The sequence below is a fragment of the Paenibacillus amylolyticus genome, assembly GCF_050990605.1.
GTDB lineage: Bacteria > Bacillota > Bacilli > Paenibacillales > Paenibacillaceae > Paenibacillus > Paenibacillus amylolyticus_H.
The window spans coordinates 4764524-4783353 of record NZ_CP158832.1; the positions used below are offsets into that span (position 1 = coordinate 4764524).

18 protein-coding genes and 1 pseudogene are annotated in these 18830 nt (G+C 46.4%); 7 read left to right on the forward strand and 12 right to left on the reverse strand.

Annotated features, from left to right (window positions below; translation table 11 throughout):
* Positions 1 to 126: 126 nt before the first annotated feature.
* Genes ABTV53_RS20970 through ABTV53_RS20995 form a run of 6 tightly spaced genes read left to right on the forward strand, consistent with a single transcriptional unit; the run spans position 127 to position 4834 of the window.
* Positions 127 to 903, forward strand: a complete 777-nt coding sequence (locus tag ABTV53_RS20970) for an ABC transporter ATP-binding protein (protein ID WP_145323717.1) — start codon at positions 127 to 129, stop codon at positions 901 to 903.
* On the forward strand, positions 903 to 1775 hold the full coding sequence (locus ABTV53_RS20975; RefSeq protein ID WP_433746050.1) for an ABC transporter permease: 873 nt from the start codon (positions 903 to 905) through the stop codon (positions 1773 to 1775). The genes ABTV53_RS20970 and ABTV53_RS20975 overlap by 1 nt, the downstream gene beginning before the upstream one ends.
* A gap of 53 nt (positions 1776 to 1828) precedes the next feature.
* Positions 1829 to 2857: an ABC transporter substrate-binding protein gene (locus tag ABTV53_RS20980; protein ID WP_433746053.1), complete on the forward strand. Its 1029-nt coding sequence runs from the start codon at positions 1829 to 1831 to the stop codon at positions 2855 to 2857.
* A gap of 11 nt (positions 2858 to 2868) precedes the next feature.
* Positions 2869 to 3054 (forward strand): hypothetical protein, encoded by a 186-nt coding sequence (locus ABTV53_RS20985; protein ID WP_433746056.1) that lies wholly within the window; start codon positions 2869 to 2871, stop codon positions 3052 to 3054.
* Entirely contained in the window at positions 3051 to 4427 is a 1377-nt protein-coding gene (locus tag ABTV53_RS20990; protein ID WP_433746059.1) for an amidase, read from the forward strand. Before ABTV53_RS20985 ends, ABTV53_RS20990 begins: the two co-directional genes overlap by 4 nt.
* A gap of 20 nt (positions 4428 to 4447) precedes the next feature.
* Positions 4448 to 4834 carry a RidA family protein gene (locus tag ABTV53_RS20995; RefSeq protein WP_433746062.1) on the forward strand — a complete coding sequence of 129 codons (387 nt, stop codon included), beginning with the start codon at positions 4448 to 4450 and terminating at the stop codon, positions 4832 to 4834.
* A 208-nt stretch (positions 4835 to 5042) separates the two neighbouring features.
* On the opposite strand, the pseudogene ABTV53_RS21000 reads toward ABTV53_RS20995, so the two are convergent.
* The 5 genes and pseudogenes from ABTV53_RS21000 to ABTV53_RS21020 form a co-directional block, all read right to left on the reverse strand.
* Positions 5043 to 5384 (reverse strand): annotated as a pseudogene (locus ABTV53_RS21000) (NADH-dependent alcohol dehydrogenase); the annotation flags it as partial.
* 269 nt (positions 5385 to 5653) lie between these two features.
* Positions 5654 to 6538, reverse strand: coding sequence for an amidohydrolase family protein (locus tag ABTV53_RS21005; RefSeq protein ID WP_433746065.1), 885 nt, complete (start codon positions 6536 to 6538; stop codon positions 5654 to 5656).
* A complete protein-coding gene (locus ABTV53_RS21010; RefSeq protein WP_433746067.1) occupies positions 6525 to 9695 on the reverse strand; it encodes a GNAT family N-acetyltransferase in 3171 nt (1056 codons plus the stop codon). The genes ABTV53_RS21005 and ABTV53_RS21010 overlap by 14 nt, the downstream gene beginning before the upstream one ends.
* Positions 9696 to 9946: 251 nt before the next feature.
* Complete coding sequence (locus ABTV53_RS21015) at positions 9947 to 10282, reverse strand: type II toxin-antitoxin system PemK/MazF family toxin (protein WP_091013425.1); 336 nt, start codon at positions 10280 to 10282, stop codon at positions 9947 to 9949.
* Positions 10279 to 10581 (reverse strand): AbrB/MazE/SpoVT family DNA-binding domain-containing protein, encoded by a 303-nt coding sequence (locus ABTV53_RS21020; RefSeq protein ID WP_017687001.1) that lies wholly within the window; start codon positions 10579 to 10581, stop codon positions 10279 to 10281. Before ABTV53_RS21020 ends, ABTV53_RS21015 begins: the two co-directional genes overlap by 4 nt.
* Positions 10582 to 11008: 427 nt before the next feature.
* Here ABTV53_RS21020 and ABTV53_RS21025 point away from each other — a divergent pair, with 427 nt between their 5' ends.
* On the forward strand, positions 11009 to 11614 hold the full coding sequence (locus ABTV53_RS21025; RefSeq protein ID WP_433746072.1) for a DedA family protein: 606 nt from the start codon (positions 11009 to 11011) through the stop codon (positions 11612 to 11614).
* A gap of 112 nt (positions 11615 to 11726) precedes the next feature.
* On the opposite strand, the gene ABTV53_RS21030 is transcribed toward ABTV53_RS21025, so the two are convergent.
* The 7 genes from ABTV53_RS21030 to ABTV53_RS21060 all read right to left on the reverse strand — a co-directional run bounded on the left by ABTV53_RS21030 (position 11727) and on the right by ABTV53_RS21060 (position 18573).
* Positions 11727 to 12926: an MFS transporter gene (locus tag ABTV53_RS21030; RefSeq protein WP_433754299.1), complete on the reverse strand. Its 1200-nt coding sequence runs from the start codon at positions 12924 to 12926 to the stop codon at positions 11727 to 11729.
* 264 nt (positions 12927 to 13190) lie between these two features.
* Positions 13191 to 14228, reverse strand: a complete 1038-nt coding sequence (locus tag ABTV53_RS21035; protein ID WP_433746075.1) for an ROK family protein — start codon at positions 14226 to 14228, stop codon at positions 13191 to 13193.
* Between the two features lie 199 nt (positions 14229 to 14427).
* Positions 14428 to 14697, reverse strand: a complete 270-nt coding sequence (locus ABTV53_RS21040) for a hypothetical protein (RefSeq protein WP_433746077.1) — start codon at positions 14695 to 14697, stop codon at positions 14428 to 14430.
* A gap of 203 nt (positions 14698 to 14900) precedes the next feature.
* A complete protein-coding gene (locus tag ABTV53_RS21045; RefSeq protein ID WP_433746079.1) occupies positions 14901 to 15401 on the reverse strand; it encodes a hypothetical protein in 501 nt (166 codons plus the stop codon).
* Between the two features lie 64 nt (positions 15402 to 15465).
* Positions 15466 to 16296 carry a hypothetical protein gene (locus ABTV53_RS21050; protein WP_339306262.1) on the reverse strand — a complete coding sequence of 277 codons (831 nt, stop codon included), beginning with the start codon at positions 16294 to 16296 and terminating at the stop codon, positions 15466 to 15468.
* Between the two features lie 15 nt (positions 16297 to 16311).
* Positions 16312 to 16875, reverse strand: coding sequence for a papain-like cysteine protease family protein (locus tag ABTV53_RS21055; RefSeq protein WP_339306260.1), 564 nt, complete (start codon positions 16873 to 16875; stop codon positions 16312 to 16314).
* Between the two features lie 411 nt (positions 16876 to 17286).
* Complete coding sequence (locus tag ABTV53_RS21060; RefSeq protein ID WP_433754301.1) at positions 17287 to 18573, reverse strand: IS110 family transposase; 1287 nt, start codon at positions 18571 to 18573, stop codon at positions 17287 to 17289.
* Between the last annotated feature and the right edge of the window lie 257 nt (positions 18574 to 18830).

An 18830-nucleotide genomic window follows, 5' to 3' on the forward strand; every position in this document is an offset into this window, starting at 1 on the left:
TAACTAATGACAATTCGTCATTCAGTCTATATGATTAGGTATATATTCGCCAATGTTACATTACTTAACATAATCTCACATCAAGAAATAAACAAACATCAGGCTGTAGGAAAGGGGCTACCTATCATGGCTATCCAAATACAAGGCGTATCCAAATCATTTGTCAGTGCAACCGGAGAAGATATTCAGGTCCTGGCTGAGGTTTCGATGCAAATCAAGAAGCAGGAGTTCTTCAGCATCGTGGGACCGAGTGGCTGCGGCAAGAGTACGATTTTCAATATTATCGCAGGTCTGCTTAAGCCAACAAATGGCAAGGTTATCGTCTGTGGCGAAGAGATCGATCAGACCACCGGGCATGTCGGCTATATGATGCAGAAGGATCTGCTGCTCCCTTGGAGAAGCATCCTGGATAATGTCACGTTAGGCTTGGAAGTGAAGGGCATGTCCAAAAAGGATCGCGGCGATATTGCCATGGATTATCTGGATCGTTATGGCCTGGCTTCATTCGCAGAAGCCTATCCCTCCACATTATCAGGCGGTATGCGCCAACGTGTAGCCCTCATACGTACCCTCGTTACCCAGCCCGATATTATCCTATTGGATGAACCTTTCTCAGCACTTGATTATCAAACCCGACTCATCCTGGAAGATGAAATCTTGTCCATCCTGAAATCCGAGGGCAAGACAGGCGTGCTTATCACACATGACATTGAGGAAGCCATCGCCATCTCCGATCGCATTGCTGTCATGAGCAAAAGACCAACGACTGTAAAACAGGTGTATGACATTGGTCTCGCCTCGCAATACGGTTCAGCACTGAAAGCCCGCTCCGACCAGAAGTTCAAACAGTATTTTGAATCGATCTGGGCAGAGCTTGATATCCAAATGGGGAGGATCAGCTAATGAAGAGCACATCACCTAAAATCACACTTGCCGGAAAGCCTGCTGGCGTTACGAAGAACAAGACCAAGCGCAGACAGTCCACCTTCTCCAAAGAATGGCTGGTCACGATGCTGTGGCGGTTCATCATTGTTGCAGTCATTCTGGTGATCTGGGAATCGGCCGTTCGTTTGAAGCTCGTTAACGGATTCCTCATGGGATCACCGAGTGCCATTCTCGATGCTGCCATTAGCATGGCCAGCTCAGGGCAACTGCTCACAGACGCGTTCGCAACGGTGAATGCCACCGTTATCGGCTTTGTAGCCGGAAGCTTAATCGGCTCATTGGCAGGGCTGCTCATGTGGTATTCCAAGTCGGTTGCCCGTGTACTCGATCCATTCATCGTAGCGATGAACGGTATTCCGAAGATCGCACTCGCTCCCATGATTATCATCTGGTTCGGTTCAGGCATCTTCTCCAAGATTGCCCTCGCCTCTGTCGCAACGTTTATCGTAGCGCTATTATCCGCCTACCAAGCGACTCATCAAATCGACGAATCCCAGATTAATCTGATGAAATCCTTCGGTGCAAAGAAATCACAAATTTTCCGCAAAATTATCGTCCCCTCCTCTCTGCCATGGATTATCTCGGCCTTCCGGATCAATATCGGATTGGCACTGGTGTCTGTTGTAGGCGGAGAATTTATCTCCTCCGACAAAGGACTCGGACATATGGTATTCGTCGAAGGCAACTTGTTCAACCTTCCAGCCGTATGGGTTGGCGTGTTCATGCTGATGCTGGTTGCCATGCTCCTTTACACCTGTGTCGGTTATATCGAATCTCGTCTCCTCCCATGGAATGACAACAAGACCAGCAGCAAATCTACATCTGTCTAAGCTGACCCACAACGACTAACTTAACTACAACCATTAAAGGGGCCTGATGACTAATGCGTACATTCAAAAAGATAGCTATTCTAGCAGCGATGACGGTGATATTGAGCGCACTACTCAGTGCATGCGGAAGCAATGCCACAACACCTGCAAGTGGCGGAGGTACATCCAGTAATGAGGGGCAAGATGCTGCGAAGGTGGATAAAATCATGGTGTCCGAGGTGTATCACAATCTACTCTACCTTCCGCTTTATGTAGCGAATAACCAAGGATTTCTAAAGGAGAATCGCATCGAGCTATCCTCCATCCGGGCTGCTGGAAGTGGACCAACAGCATTGTCATCGGTCATCTCAGGCGAATCAGCGTTCTCATTTCATGGTCCTGAGCATGTCGCATTCGCGAATGCAAAGGGCGGCGATGCTCGCTCATTGGTCCTTCTGTCCGGCAGTGCTCCTGTATGGGCGGTTGCACGAGAAGGAGTAACGGTAGACACAACAGAGGATTTCAAAGGTAAAACCATTGTTGTAGGTTTGGCACCTACAAGCTCCAACAGCTTACTGCGGAAGCTTTTCGCTGACAACAACATTGATATCGACAAAGATGTGACAATCACCGAGGTTCAGAATGGCTCCGAGCTTGGTGCTGTATTAGCTGGCAAAGCGGACATTGCTATCGTTTACGAACCCCAACTGGATCAAGGCGTCGCAGAGGGACTGCACATTGTCCATGATTTCACGCAGGATTATCCTGACTTCGCTTTTGCAACGATGAATACAACCGCAAGCTTCATTGAAAAGAATCCTGATCTCACTCAGCGCTTCGTCACCTCGATTGAGCAAGCCCTGGACTACATTCAATCCAATCCTGAAGGCGCAAAAGCAGTTGCTGTGAAGGAATTCCCGAATTTGGACAAAAAAGTCGTGGAGCAAGCTGTACAACGCATGATTGACAGCAAGGTATACCCTGCTAAGGGGCTCATCAATGAATCCGCCTTCGGGACGGCAATGGATATGCAGCGCTTCATTGGCAATCTGAAGGAAGACCTCGCTTACGAGGACATTATCGATGCAAGCTTCACCAAATAGAGAGAGAAAGGGTGATTACTCTGAAACAGGACGACTATCTCACACACCGCTGTACGGAAAGTGCGAAATACGCGAACGGAGTTATTACGAGCGAGGAGCTTGCTGTGTTTACAGCTGACTTGGAGCTGATTCGAGGTTTCAAGTTGCCAGAAGAAGTAGGCCCCAATGCTCCGCATAGGAGCGTGCCTCTGCGATGATTACGAAACCACTGAACGAGCTGACGATTGCTGAAGCCGCAACATTAATTAAAAACAAGACGATATCTCCTGTTGAGCTTACGAAATCCTATTTGAACCGCATTGAAAAAGTAGAGCCTGCTGTGCAAGCCTTCGTTACGGTTACCGCCGAACAGGCTTTGCAGGTCGCAAGAGAGTCTGAGCGCAAGCTGATGAATGGTGAATATCTCGGCCCTCTGCATGGCATTCCATATGGAGCCAAAGACATTATCCATACCGCTGGCATACGCACCTCGGCCGGATCTAGTACCTATCCTGACTTCATACCAGAGACAAATGCAACTGTGATTGATAAGTTGCAGGCTGCCGGCGCTATCCTCCTAGGTAAGACAACAACAACGGAGTATGCCTTCCAGGGAGGAGAGCCGCCAACCCGCAACCCGTGGAATCTAGAACATACCCCAGGCGGTTCCAGTTCAGGCTCCGCTGCTGCTGTAGCGGCTGGCATGGCCTCCTTCACACTCGGAACGCAGACCTTCGGTTCTCTGCTCAGACCCGCAGCTTACAACGGATTAACCTGTATGAAGCCAACTTACGGCAGGGTAAGCCGTAACGGTGTCATCACAGCCAGTTGGAGCCTGGATCATATCGGCGCCTTCACTCGATCCGCACAAGATAACGCGATCGTTCTGGAAGCGATGGCCGGTCAAGATGAGCTGGACTCCTTCGCGCTTCCTTATGGCAAGCCAGATTTAACCAATGCTCTTGAGCATCCTATTTCAGGAATGGTGATCGGCCTGCCGAGCAACTTCTTCCAGACCGATGAACCGGCGATCTTGTTAGCGGTAGAGTCGGCCATCGCTGTACTTGAGAAGCTGGGCATGCAATGGAAAAAAGTTGACTTGCCTTCTTATATGGAAGAGACCATTGCTGCTCATCGTACGGTTATGCGAGCGGAAGCGGCTGCCTTCCATCGAGAACGCTTCGCAGAAGCCTCTGATCGTTACGGTCACACGATGCGGGAGCAGCTTGAGCTTGGCTATCAGACGAGTGCCGTTGATTATTTGCAGGCACAGCGCATCCGAACGATATTCCGCAGCGCGATGATGATGCTGTTCGATGAGGTCGATGTATTATTGACTCCATCAACACCGTATGTGGCCCCCTATGGCTACAAGACAGGTAGTCCCATTTTCAACGGACCATTTACCAATACAGGGCTACCATCCATTACCGTTCCCATCGGATTCGATCCTTCCTCAGGGAAGCAACTACCTATCGGCATGCAGCTTGCCGGTCCACTCATGCGAGAAGACCGCCTGTTGTCGATCGCTCATCATTATCAGCAGGCTACGAACTGGCATCAGTTAACAACAAACTTACACACTCATTAAGAAAGGAATGACAACTGACTATGTCTACTATCATACATGCAAGTGCAGCACCCAAGTTCCCACTTCCTTTCTCCCATGCCGTCCGCGCAGGAGATCTGGTCTATGTTGCAGGTCAGGTAGGCGTTGATCCACAGACGCTTGAGCCTATCGGAGGTATTAAGGAGCAGACTGAGCAGTGCATTCGTAATATTGAGGTGATCCTGCAAGAAGCCGGACTTACACTCGATCATATTGTGAAGGCAACCACTCATCTGGCCCGAGTCGAGGATCAGCCCGAATACAACGAAGTCTATACGCGAATGATTAAACAGCCCTATCCTGCCCGCATCACCGTATTCAGCGGGTTAGGCCCTTATTTAATTGAAATGGAAGTGCTTGCGTATGCACCATCCGTTCGGGGAGAATAGCCTATCACACAAAAAACATCTGTACCCTAAGATGGGTACAGATGCTCACATTGTCGAGAAACCCAGTTCTCTTATGAGAAATGGGTTTCTTTTGTATTCCTATTTTGTTTTAAAGCGGGATGATTCTTCGGCAAGTTGTTGGGACCAATGGTCGATATCAAATAATCATCCAGTACTAAGAACGCTCTCAAAAATATAAAATTCACACTTACAATGCGGCTTGATAGATTTGTACTACATCTTCACGCTGCAATTTTCTGAAGAATCTGAACGGACCGAATCGCATCGCTTTATCAGCCATCGCGTCAATCTAACTATCGTCGATATCATAATCAGCCAGACGTTTGAATCGCTCTACACCCACATCCAGATTATGCTTCATCCAGTGCGGGAAGAGGATCGCAAGGCCACCCCCATGTGGAATGTCATAGACAGCCGACACGGCATGTTCAATATTGTGAGATTCCCAGTCCCCGGCAAAACCCATATTCAGAACATCGTTAAGTGCCATTGTTCCGCAGTAGAGGATGGTTTCGCCCAGTTCATAGTTTGATCTCATTACATATGTTCCTCCAAAGAAGTCTGAAATTTTGTGCATCCACCATTATAGTTCTCTTTATTCGTAAAAACCAATACATACAAGATGGAGTTCATAGATGAGTATGGCGTCTATCAGGGTTAAATACGGTTTTTCTAGACAAAAAGCTCCTGCCAGCAAAATGGCAGGAGTTACATCACAGGGATTCAGCATGAACCTCACATCATCTTCCATGACTGAAGTGCATGGGTTACATCCCTCAGATATTAAGATTTCGGCACCTAGACTCTACCCAGATCGGCAATCCGCTGTTCAATCCGTGGAAACAGCCCAAAGGCATTCTCGTAGAAGACTTTATCATGATGCTGCTCCGGTACAAGTCGGCGGACAAATTCGGCATACAGATCGATGGGCGCAAGCGGCCAGTCGGTACCGAACAGCATTTTCTCGTAATGATCCGAGTAGACCAAGGCCCGGCGGAAATGATCCATGAACAGAGGTTCATTCATGAACCTTTCAAAATGAGGCAGATCCCCCACCACAAGACCAGACAAATCTGCGTACACGTTCGGATTCTTCGCCACTACTTCAGCTGCATCCATCACCCAGGGATCACCCAGATGGCAGATCATGAAGTTCACATCGCGCTGCTGAAAGGCTAATTCATCCACCGTCAGTGGGTGCGAATACTTGAGTAACCCGTTCATGGAATACGTGTCTCCCGTATGAATCACAACAGGCAAGTTGTACTTGGCTGCCAGTTCATAGACCGGGGTATAGATTTTGTCGTACACATAGTGATGATAGTACCCTGCATAGAGTTTGATTCCGGCTACCTCGGGGGATTGCATTCTGGCTTCAATCCGGTCGAGCTCGTCCTGAGCGTTTTTGCCATCTAGCGCATTGGGATTGATGCCCACACATTCCATGAGGAATGATGGGACCTTCTTCTCCAGGTCAAGTCCCATCGGGTTAGGGGAACTGGAATCCGGGAACGCTCCCTTTGTCTGCTCCGTAACCCCCATTCCGATACCCAGAATGACATCGTTTTTATCAAACTCCGCTTTAAGACCAGCGGCAGAGTAATCCACTTTGGAGAGATCAATTGCTGTTCGGTGAAAGCTGTCGATGTCCGACAGATGAATGTGAATATCAATGATCGGCATGTGAAGCCTCCTTTTCCTCGGTAGAAGTTGCAAAATTCAGTTTGAGAAGGTCACGCACATCCGCTGAACTCAGTGGGTTTGGCCCCAGGACAAGATATGTCGGCTCCGTCCAGACTGTTTCCCCGTGCTTGATTGTCAGATGATGATTCACGTTCAAACCCGTCACCTGATTATTGGCAAAAGCCCATGCACTCTGATTCGGGTAACGATGGACCGCATGCAGCATGTTCTCACGCGAAACCGATCCGACTCGCAAAAGATCTTCCAGTGGCAGGCCCACATCTACTTTGCCTAATGGGAATCGATCTTTACCCGGTTGTTCTATCCATCCTTCCGCATATACAGATGAAGGCTGGAGGAAACGTTCCTCCGCAATCGAGTAATCCGTCAACGTCAGGCCGCTTTCGTTGGTCACTTCAAGCAGCGTGCAGAGCACAGGAACACCCGGCAGCATCAGATAATGCTGGTGGATCGTAATTCCCCGATTTGCTTCATGCTTCTCAATCCGGGTGGTCAGCTTAATGCCCTTCCAGACGTTGCCGTATTGATCCTTGTGCTCCGTCCAGGAAGCCACTCTCTGTTCCAACTGGCGGCTGAAACCATTCATGCCTGGAACCCCCACTCCCAACCCGCCGTACCACGGATTCCACCACGAGCGTGGAGCTGGTTCAGGGTACGAGCTGTCCAGCCATTCTTCGCCTGCAACTTTCAGTGAGTGTACGACACTGCCGAATTCTGGAGCAACGGCGATCGACAATACTCCATTGTCTACGGTGTACAAAGGTCCAGCTGAACCTTCATTAAGCGTTTGCTTCACCTCTGTTCCGCTCTGCGGGAACCAAAGAGCCGTTCGCTCCTGAATCCGATCTTCGCCCCGATAGACCCCACGAACTTTCCAACCACTCACGTGCTGGTCATGATCTTCCGATTCGTCTGGTGAAAAAGTTAGCTTCGCCGAGTTCAGATTCTGCTCCGGATTCAATTCCTTCACATGGGCCATAACCTCCGGTTCGCTACCCTGTTGCACATACAGCTCCAGCTTGCCCGCAAGCGGAACGAGTTTGTGTTCAGTCAACGCTACTTGTAGCACATCCGGGGCAAATGGATTCCCCTCACTCAGTGTCAGATTCAGATGACTGTCCAACATTGGAATGACAGGGTTCCGCTGCTTCCGGGCAAATGCACGGAAATCATGCCATTTGGCAAACGTGTTCAGAGCAAACACCGTTTCCTTGGTTCGCGCCACGGCCCCTACCTCCAAACGTCCAAGCTCATGCTGCAACCCCAACGTGTATTCTGGACGAAGCAACTTCAGGGAAGGGTCCCAATAGATCCCGCACGCCCCATACTCTTCTTTGCAGAACAGCCAGTTCTCCGTAATCTGTGAGCTATTCCAATGGTTCGGATCACCCGCATAATCATCGCCCATGTCCACGAAGCGCCCCTGATAAGGAAGGATCAACCTGTTACCATAGAACCCGAAGTTATTCATTAGATACAGGTCCTCTTCCCAGGCGGTATCTCGTGTATTTTCCACCTCGTGGTAGAATTCGGCGATTCCATTCGACGACAGCTTGACCACGGACTTGATCTGCAGGCCAGGGAAATCTTCCGAGTCATACAGCGCTTCAAGAACCTGGCGTTCCCCTTCAGGATAAATATTCACTTCTTTGGCTTGTTTCTTGGATAACTCTTCGGCAAACGGCTTACCCAGCTTCGGATAAGTCCACCAGAACGAATGACGGGAACCGGGATATTCAATCCACATATTATTATCTTGCTTGCTCATATGAAGGGAGAATGCGCCATTGACGGCCACCCATTGATCCTCAGTCTGCCCGCCATACTTCCCTTCGATTCCCTTCATCAGGACAGAAAGTTTGCTTGTAAAAGAGATCGCATGTTTCCCCACGGGGACAGCCGTCACTTCTACTTCTTGGGAATAGAGACCATATGAACGCAAGGTGAAGGGCACAGGCACAGACATTTTACCTTTAGCAGGCACAGTAAAGTGCACCGAACGCTCCCCCCATTCCAGGAATTCATCCTCCGGCAGGTCCAAGCTGAACTCCGTGTCGGCATCCACATTATTTTCCACATTTAGAACCAACTCCGCCGGGATACCTGGATAGAGCTCCTTCACAGGCAAGACGGTCTTGATCTTGGCCGGGAATTTCGGGGCAATACCTAACCTGAACTCCGCTTTCTTACCGCCGATCAACCATGTGCTGGCAACCACGGGATGCGTCTTATTGTTATTCTGTTCCTCTGTAATCGGATCAAGGTGAAACTCACCTTCCACGATGATGGTTTCTCCCGGAGCGACTGTTCGCGCAACGTCCAGCGCAAATCGAATGTTTTTGTTGTCCTCACCCTTGATCTCAATCGCCAGATCAGACGGAGATGTATTCTTAATGCGATAGCGGACCGTATAGCTGGAACCGAAAACGAGATCATGATCATCGACCTCTGTGGAGATTTCGTAATCCGGTGTTTCGAGGGCAGTCAGCCCGCGACCCGACTTTTCAAATTCAGCCCGCAGGGAGACCTCTCCCTTTTTCCACGTGTAGTCAAAGAAATCAAAACCACGCTCCCGTCGGCCATCCGGCTCGATGACGAGTTCACGCGTGCTGTCTGCATACCAATCCAACTCCTCAAAATAAGGAGCAAGTGCTTCGGTCTGCAAGATCGTGGGGATGAAATTCATCAGATGCACATGTTCATCTTTTTTCTCCCAGAAGAATCCGCATTTCTTGTACATCGGTACAGCCTTCGTGTTGCCTGCCCATGTGAACAGGTCCAAGCGGGGCCACCCCGCCTCCACAGTCTTGCGCACAGCATTCAGAATCAGATTACGCCCGACCTTGTAACCGTGATAGTCAGGACGTACGTTAAGCAACGGTACATATAGGGCTCTCTCGTCATAGCGGTAATGAGCAAAACTGCAGAAGCCCACCACCTCTTTCCCATGAACGGCTAGAAATGCATGAAGATTGGACGAACTCTCCATCTCCCGGCGAACCGTTTCCTCTGTTCTGACATTGGTGCCACCTCCCCAGCTTTCGTTACTGCGGTTCCACATATCCGCCAGTGCGGCAGCGTAAGAGGGATCGTATTCAATCAAATGAATCTGGTCGATAATCGAAGTTACGGTCATGTTCTGATCTCCTTCTCTTTATGTACAGGATGGTGAAGAAGCTAGTGATAGTCTTATCATACTATATTTGGAAGCATTTTCAGAGGATTAAAAATCTTTCTTATCAACTTATAAGTGCCTTTCAGAAGCTCTTATCCGAAGCGTCAAGGATGGACAAGGCTATTTAGAGAAGCTATTTAGATATGAAAGAAAAAATCCACGTCTTTTAGTTAGACGTGGATTTAGGAATATGATCAGCTACTAATTTTCAATTATGCCAATATAGAACGGACATTGCGTAGAACTGATTTCATAAATTCAGAGGTTGGTTCGGCATGCCCCGCAATTTGGATACGTCGTTGCCGCACATCAAGACTCTTCAACTGATCCGTCAAAACAACACCTGAAAATGGTAGGTCTTCTGGTAGTGTAACTTCAAAAGGATAATCCTTGGCTTGGCTCGTTATGGGACATACAACGGCAAAACCCGTTATTTCATTGAATTCAAGTTCAGATAGAACTATTGCCGGTCGTCTCCCGGCTTGCTCATGACCCGCTTGAGGATCAAAGTCAAGCCATATCAGATCGCCTCGCTTGGGAATAATCAAAGTAACTCGTTCCCTTCAGTGCCAAAGTCTATTTCTTCATGTCTTGTATCCTGTTTCACTTTAGAGAGCAAAGTCTTTAGATGGTTGCGTAGCTCCTCATTGGACTCTACAGGCTTGGTCTTTGGACGCAACAACAATTCATTATCTTCTGTCACCAAAATCTCGATTTCCGAGCCTTCTTCCAGATTAAGACGCTTAAGCAATTGGTTAGGAATGCGAATTGCACTGCTATTTCCCCATTTGCTAAGTGTGGCTGTAGTCATGGCAATTCCACGCCTTTCGTTTGATTGATGCTCCAATTATACCTCACCTCCCTACAGTTGTATATCTATAAGATATACATGAAACAATAAAAGGATACATTGTATTTAATCATAATATGGATCTGGTCGATAATTGAAGTTTCGGTCATGTCTTGACTCCTTCTCTTTATGTACAGGATGGTGAAGAAGCTAGTGATAGTTTTATCACGCTACAATTGGAAACATTTTCAGAGTGTTATATTGGTGTCAGGGGTGATATGAAGTTCAACTTCTTGTTTGAAGACAACCGCCTGCTCAATACATGTCGAATGAGATATCGCTTATGTATGACCTAACATATCCCGCCGTGACGGGCTTAATCGGATATGCGTGTGAGTTTTGACAAGCTCTATTCGCTATTGTTACTCTTGGTATAGGAGTGTTTCTAAACTATAAAAAATAGATAGATTTGTGGAGGGAAAGCATGACGGAGTGGATCACGCAATTTATACTTTTTTTCAAAGATTTGTCGTACGCAGGTCTCGTTATTGCCTTGTCGTTTGAATTCGTACCTGCTGAACTTGTGCTGCCCATGGCAGGATATTGGGTGTACCTTGGAGATATGAAACTGTGGCTGGCTATACTGGCGGGTACCGTAGGTGGAACGTTTGGCCCTCTGACGTTATATGCCCTGGGACGATACGGCGGCAGACCTATGGTCGAAAAATACGGCAAGTATTTCTTGATTAAACCTCATCATCTGGACGCCTCCGATACGTTCTTCGAGAAATATGGCAGCGGGGTCGCTTTCTATGGCCGTTTTGTCCCCGGCATTCGGACCGTCATCTCCATCCCATGTGGAATGGCGAAGATGAATGTATTTAAATTCAGTCTCTTTACATTCCTGGCCATGCTTCCAATTACCTCATTGTACATCTACTTAGGCTTCAAATTGGGCTCTCAATGGGAGCACGTGGATGAGATTGTTAAACCTTATATCGTTCCGGCAGGGGTGGTTTTCTTGGGCGGATTTGGATTGTATGTGCTTTTGAAACGTTGGAAAAGAAGAACTGCTTTGAACAAGTCGTAGGCTTGGTGAGGAAATATGGAGACGATATCCCGTACTAGTCCAACTTGGTTATTCATATGCAAAGCCCCACCGATCATGGAGATCAGTGGGGCTTTATTGTTGCAACTGATTTTCAAATCAGTTCCTGCCTTCTTTTCAAATACACATACAACACTACGCCAGATGCCGTACAGATCACAGCACATAAACCAATGAATCCGTATCCCGCCTGAAGTCCGCGTAGCAGCCCCAACTGAGTCGTTGGACCATACATATTCTTCACACCTTCAATGACCCAACCAATCACATAGTTACCGATGACACTGCCAACCCCCATCAGGGTAACCGTAAACGTAATCGCGGTGTCACTGCCGTTTGGATATCTGCGTGCGATAAACGCCATTACCGTAGGATAGATCATCGCAATACCTGCACCGGATACCGCAAAGAAGAACGCAAGACTCTCTCCTCCTGTAAGCGCCACAAACGTACATATCGCCGAGAAAGCAGAGAACAAAATCAGCGACAACACGAATCCGATTCGGTCCGTCAGTGGACCCAGCAGCAGACGACCTAGCGAGAAAGCAAGGAAGAACGCAGAGAGTAGCCCAGATGCTTTGACCGTGTCCCACGTGTAGGCTTTCTCCAGGAAGTTAACGAGCCAACCCCCAACCGCCAGTTCTGATACCACGCCAAAAGAAAGAATGAGCACCATCAGCCAGATGGCTGGATCACGTGTTAACGTCTTGAGTGAGGTCCGATCTTCATGAGGAAGATCATCCCCCGGAAATTTACTGCGCAGCGCCGCAATGATCGGCAGCAGACAGAGTGACAACATCACCAGATACATGCCGCGCCAGTCCAGTACGTGTCCGAACACGCTCAACGACATCACCCCTGTCGCCAGTAAAGGCGCTACCGTTGAACTAAGCCCATAGAAGAAATGGGACAGGTTCATCATCGTACCTGTGTTTTTCACAAAAATCCTCGCACCCAGAATCGCCAAGGCAATCTCCAGCATGCCGTTACCGATGTACATGAAGAAGTACGATGAAGCAAAGAGTGGATAGGTATGAGACACATAAATGAACACACCCGAGAGGATCATCGATGCAAACGATATGATGCTGACGGCTTTAATGCCCCATTTGCGAACCAAAATAGCCGTGAACGAGCAGGCGATCAAGTACCCCAGTGCATTCAGGGACAATAATGTTCCGAGCTGTTTCTCATCCAGATTGAAGTCGAATTGAATGCGCGGAATGGCCGGGCCCTTAATATTTTCCGATATGCCAAATACGATAAATCCGAGAAAGATCGTTGCCAGCTGCATGGCGTACAGCTTGTTGAACTTTCGTTTGTTGCCTTGTGTACCTGCTTGCTGATTCAAAATAAGTTCCTCCAGTGTGTTCAGGAAAATGATTGCACGTTATAACTTCGATTGCAGTACCATCTTCCGACCGCTGTTATCCCTGTATTTTTTTGAATCGTCCTAAAGGTGAACATACAGTGATAAAGGCGTTCTTCAGATTGGTTCTGCCCTCTCCGTTATCGTGTCAATGATTTGTACATTTGAAATAGGAAGCAAGGTTAAGCTTTACCACTGCTTCTCAACTACCTGAATGCGGTAGGTCAGGCTCTCCAGTGTAACAGCGACCAGCCCCGTCACATATTCGCGCCGTGTGTCTCTTTGGATAATCAACTCAGGCATATGCTCCTGTGGGATCAAGTGATCCCGACAGCCTTGTAACAGGTCATCCCGCATAGCCGGGTCCATTGTATCGCCCGTAACGACAATCGCTGCCGGGTTAATAATCGCAATGATGGAGATCAGCGTCTTTGTAACGAGTTCCTGCAACCCTTCCGTCGTTTTTAACATTCGCAGCTGCTCTTCCCGTGACACGCCAAATGGTAGAAAAGATACCTCTCCTCCAAATTGCGTATTCCCTGTCAGCGGACGACCATCAATGATAAAGCCTGCACCCGGAAAATGATTCTCCGGAAACGTCACCACCGCGAAGTTCTTCTCTTCCTCGAATTGCTGCTGGTTGTACAGTCCGTAGACGGTCAGGTTCATATCGTTGCCAATGACCACTTCCATGTCTTCATATTGCTCCTTAAGCCTTGGGCCGAGCGGCTGATACATCAGCTCCGGTACGTCGCAAATTCCAATCACGCCGTTGTGTGCCACACCAGGGATGCCAATACCAATCGCCTGCACATTGTGGTGTTGTTCGATCAGATTTGCAATCAGATCCTCTACCACCGGGACATTAATCTCATCCAAAAAGAGTGTCTGTTCGTCCGCCATCTCTCCGTTCAGATTGGCATATGTATGTGTGATCGAGTGAATGCCGCCCTCTGTTCGAATAATCAGGCACAGTACACTGGCGTAGTCTGCATTAAATTGATACCGACTCGCCGGTCTCCCCCCGCTTGATTCGTCTGGACCCAGATCGATAATCTCACCGGTCTGAAGCAACTCGTTCAGAATCGTGCCGCATGTCGCTACGCTGAGTTTGGTCAGGTTTGCAATCGAAGCCTTCGTGCCGACGCCCATGGATCGGAGTGTATTCTTCACAAGTTCAACGTTAATGCGCTTCACCTGTTGGGTGTTGTGTGATGTGGGTAACATGGTAAGTTATATGCCTCCTTTCGTTCATTTCGAATCATTCAATGAATGTTTTTAAAAGTATTTTAATAATTGAAGTTTAGGGGGATTTTCGGGGAAAGTCAATGCTTAATTGGGAGCGATAAATGTTTGGATGGAAAGGCAAAAAGACAGTTCAAGATCATCTGGCGTGATCCTGCACTGTCCTTTAGTTAAGGTGGCTTTATGTAGACTGGCTCATTTGATTTGCCAAGATGCTCTTCTCCAGTCGGACTTTAAATAACTTTCGGTTTAGATCCTGTTCCATGGAATGAAGGTGATATGCTGCTTGTTTCACGGTATCCATGTCTAGCATACCTGCCTGCTTCGCGATGATGCCCATGGCGTCCAGGATGAGTTTGTTACATGTAACGAGTTGATCTACGTAATCATCTTCTTGTTGGACGAGATGTGCGTACTGCGAAGACAGGTCTTCGCTGTTGGTACTAGTCATGTCACCACTCCTTTTAAGGAGAGGGTAACATAAGTATTGAAAAGATGTGGTACGTGAAAACGTACCAGTTTACTACTCATTGACTGAAAATTCTTCTCTCCTTAAATTTCACTGTTTTATTAATAAGTTGAAATTTAAAACTAAATCCCCTCATTTCTTCCTATAGTTAATTCAGTGTTCCTCTTTACAAATATCCTTTTAATTTATCGATACTTATCCAACCACTCACTTTCCCATTGTTGCAGATCTTGTTTCACAACCTCTTCTAGACTTTCACCTGAAAGAGAGTAAATATTGCCAGTAGGTTCATTAGATTCTTTGTTTGTTTTGATCAGATACCCACCTACCTTTTCTCCCTTGGTCTCCATTAGAACGGCTTCTAATGATTCTTGGTTGTTTAGTTTCAGTTTTTCCTTGAGGCTATTGTTCGTTACAGCATAAGCTTTCAAATTCACTTTTTGGTTCAAAAATGGAGTGACATCTTTTTGTTGAAGTCCCCACATTAACATATATGGCATCTCTGTTAGCTTGGTTTTATCAAGAGTATAGGTTTCGATGACACCTAGTTCCTTATATACAGTAAAACCTTTTTCTTTCAGATAAAGAATATCTTTATTCTCAGGTAAAACATCAGGTTCAGAGTTGCAGCCTGTCAGAATGATGAGAAACAGCATACACGCAAAACATATTTTTAATAAATTCATTTGGCACTCCTCCATATATGAAGAAGAAAGATACCGTGTAACCAGTATCTCTCTTCTTCAACTATTAGATTTTCTTTTTTGATCTAATTTTCATCACATACATGTATGCAATCAAAGAAACTATTAGTAGAGAAGTGAATATTATCAAAAAATTTAATAGAAATGAATTTCCTTCATTTGAATTGTAATTGCTGTAGTTAGTACCTCCAGTTGGCTTATCCATCCCTTCTAACTGATCACTCTGTAACTTTACATTCTTAATGAATGATAGGGTATCTTTAGCTTCAACTAGAGTAGAGTTATCAACACCGTTAGTAAATAACATTTTCTCTTGACTACTTACATCGGGTAAAGCATATTCTACGTTATCAACATCAGCTACTAAATAACGCACATTCCCTACTTTAACAATAATAGGATCTACCTCTTTAGATTGCACCGTTTTCTGCGAGGCTAGCCTAGCAAAGTTATCAATCGAAGTAACAAAATCAGAGGCATCTCCACCAAACTGAATTAATTTGAATTCTCCTACACCATTTTCTTTACCTACAGTAAGGAAAGATTTAGGCGTACCATTTGAATAAACAGTAAACTGCCACTGATCAGAAGGGTACGATATTGAGAGAATACTATCAGCATCGTTTATCTTATTTGGTTCGAGATAATACAAACGGTATCCTTCTCCTAATTCTGCATGTTGCACTTCTTTTTCATCTAACCAACCATACTCTTCCGGTGAACTTGATACTTTTGTCTTAAAAAATTCCATGCTTTTAATGGCAACATCCTTTACTTCTGAGGGAATAACCTCATTAGACCCTGGTGCACCATAAACATTTGATAACAAAAACATATTAGAAAATAGCATTATGAGAATAATAAGATATTTTTTCATTATGGACCCTCCTTTTTATTTATAATGCCACATGTCTTTCAGTCCCGAATCCCATCTTCTATCGTAACCACTACCACCTTTGAAACTGTTATATGCCATAGTATTGCTAGTACCGTCCCATGGATCGTTGTAGCTCACGTAATTAGTATTGGAGTAATATTCGGTCCATTTAGCAACTACGGCATGCCCTCCTCCTGCTGTCCATTGCCAATTTACATAAACAGGTCTACTACTTGTAACGACTTGTTGAGAAAGTGTACCTGCGTCCAATGCGCCAGAATATTCATTTGATGAAACACCGTACGTATGCATACCTCGCTGCGATTCGTAGTTATATCCTGTATTATTTTCACAGCTACTCGCCTTTTTGGCAGTTTTATAGAATTCACATTGAGACACATTATTAATGCCATAAAACTTTAGAATCATGATACTAGATGCTACCCAACACCAATTCGTTTTTTCTTGCTTTACTTTAGGTAGACTTAATGCCGAAGCTCCTGCATAACTAACCATTACTAAGAATAGTAATGAAGCTAAAATTAAACTCTGTTTCATGAGTCTTTTATTGAATTTCACTGATATTCCCTCCCACTATAAAGTAATGTTTTCGCCTGTTTTCTCGTCCATTCGTAGATTTACAACTTCGACATCTTGGCTTGATGGGGGAATATTGGTTCAGAACCAGATTTTTCTGTAATGACCGGTGACGGGAACAGAGCTTGGACTCCATTTTTTATCCAAACTGTGGTCATGCTTATGATCGCACAGTGGATCTCCACATCTCCCTCGGGGTTCACCCTCCCATGTCACGCGGGGTCATCGCCCTTACATTCCTTCGTTCTACCTGCCAAGGGGTGGAGGCCGATTCTTGCTCCTAAACGGGGTCGTTGCCCTTATGGAATGGTATTCTTCGGCTTCTCCGGTGCTTCAATTGTCTCGTTATATATCTGTGAACGAGTGGAGATTTCAGGCTATTGATTCTTTGAACTAAGCTGCAATCTGTTGTAACTGCGCTTGTCGTACAGGACCAAGAACTTCGTTTGCGTTGTACTCTATTTCCTTCGTCCCCAGCGTGTGCAGGACGCGTATCAGTTTGCCGCAGAGCGCGATTAGCGACTGTTTTTTCTTCAGCGGATTTTGACTTCGTGTTGTGAAATACTTGTGAAGGGCCTTGAACTCCTCATTCTTAGCTACCATTGGCATGACGCAACGGAACAATAGGGCTCTTAGTCGAGATCGTCCACGCTTGGTAATGCCAGTTTTACCCTTACGCTTACCAGAACTATTTTCTTTTAGATTCAAGCCCGCCAACCGGATGATTTGTTGTCCGTGGTCGTAATGACTCAGATCGCCAACCTCAGCCAGAAATCCTGCAACGGTAACCGCGCCAACGCCTGGGATATTCAACATCTGCGTCGTTCCCGGTATCTCACTCAAGATATCCATGACCTGTTTCATGGTCGTTTCCACCTGTTTAGAGAAAAGCTCATACTGGTCGAGCAAGCTCAGAAGCTCCAGCCTCGCAGCTCGTAACCCTTCGGTAAGCCCGATGGATATCCCGGCTGTCGCAAAGAGCTTTTCCGCTCTCTTGATACCGACTCCACGCTTCACTTCCGTTTTCCAGTGTGCGAGAACGCCTCTGGCGCCTGTAGAGACGATCTCTTCCGGTGTCGGAAACTGGCGCATGGTCATCAAGGAAGTTTTGCCTTCCCAATCTTTAAACACGCTCAAATACTCTGGAAAATAGCGGTCGAACCAATTATGCACACGGGCCTTGACTTGGTTTAAACTCACCATAACCCTCTCACGGAAATTCATGAGGATGCGTAGTTCGGCATATTCCATTGCCGGCAATTTGGGCTCCGAGTACTTCCCGTTTCGAATGAGATCTGCAATGACTTTGGCATCCTTATAGTCACTCTTCGTCGGCGAGTTATCCTCAAGTTCCTTGCTCTTGTTTACGTGATGCGGGTTCACAATGACGATCTTGATATCTCGAGCTTCCAGGAAAGCGGCTAGCGGAAACCAGTAGTGCCCGGTAGGCTCAATTCCGAAAACAATGTCCGTTTTCAGATGAACCTCCTGAAGTTCTTTCATCCATGTTACTAGCTTCGTTAACCCTTCCTGATCGTTGTGGAACACGCAGTCTTTTCCTAATTCAATGCCACGGAAATCTACCGCTCTAGCTACGTGAATCTTTTTAGCAATGTCTGCTCCAATGACTAGCGTTTCTTCCGTAATTCGCGTAATCCGTTGATTCTGTTTCTGTTTCATCTTATACTTCATTTGTGCGCCTCTTTTCGTGTGTGGGTATTGTTCTTTGGTCGGAACAACGATTCCCAGTATACTAAAGGCGCATTTTTCATTCAAAGCTCAAATTACTTCATTACAGGAATGGCTCCTATGAATATGTAATATAACACCATTAAATGTTAACATATGTATTTATGTTTTCATCTGGTTAAAAACTATCATTTTTAGTTACATAAATGTAATAACATCAACTAAATACCTATTTCAGTTCTTCTATA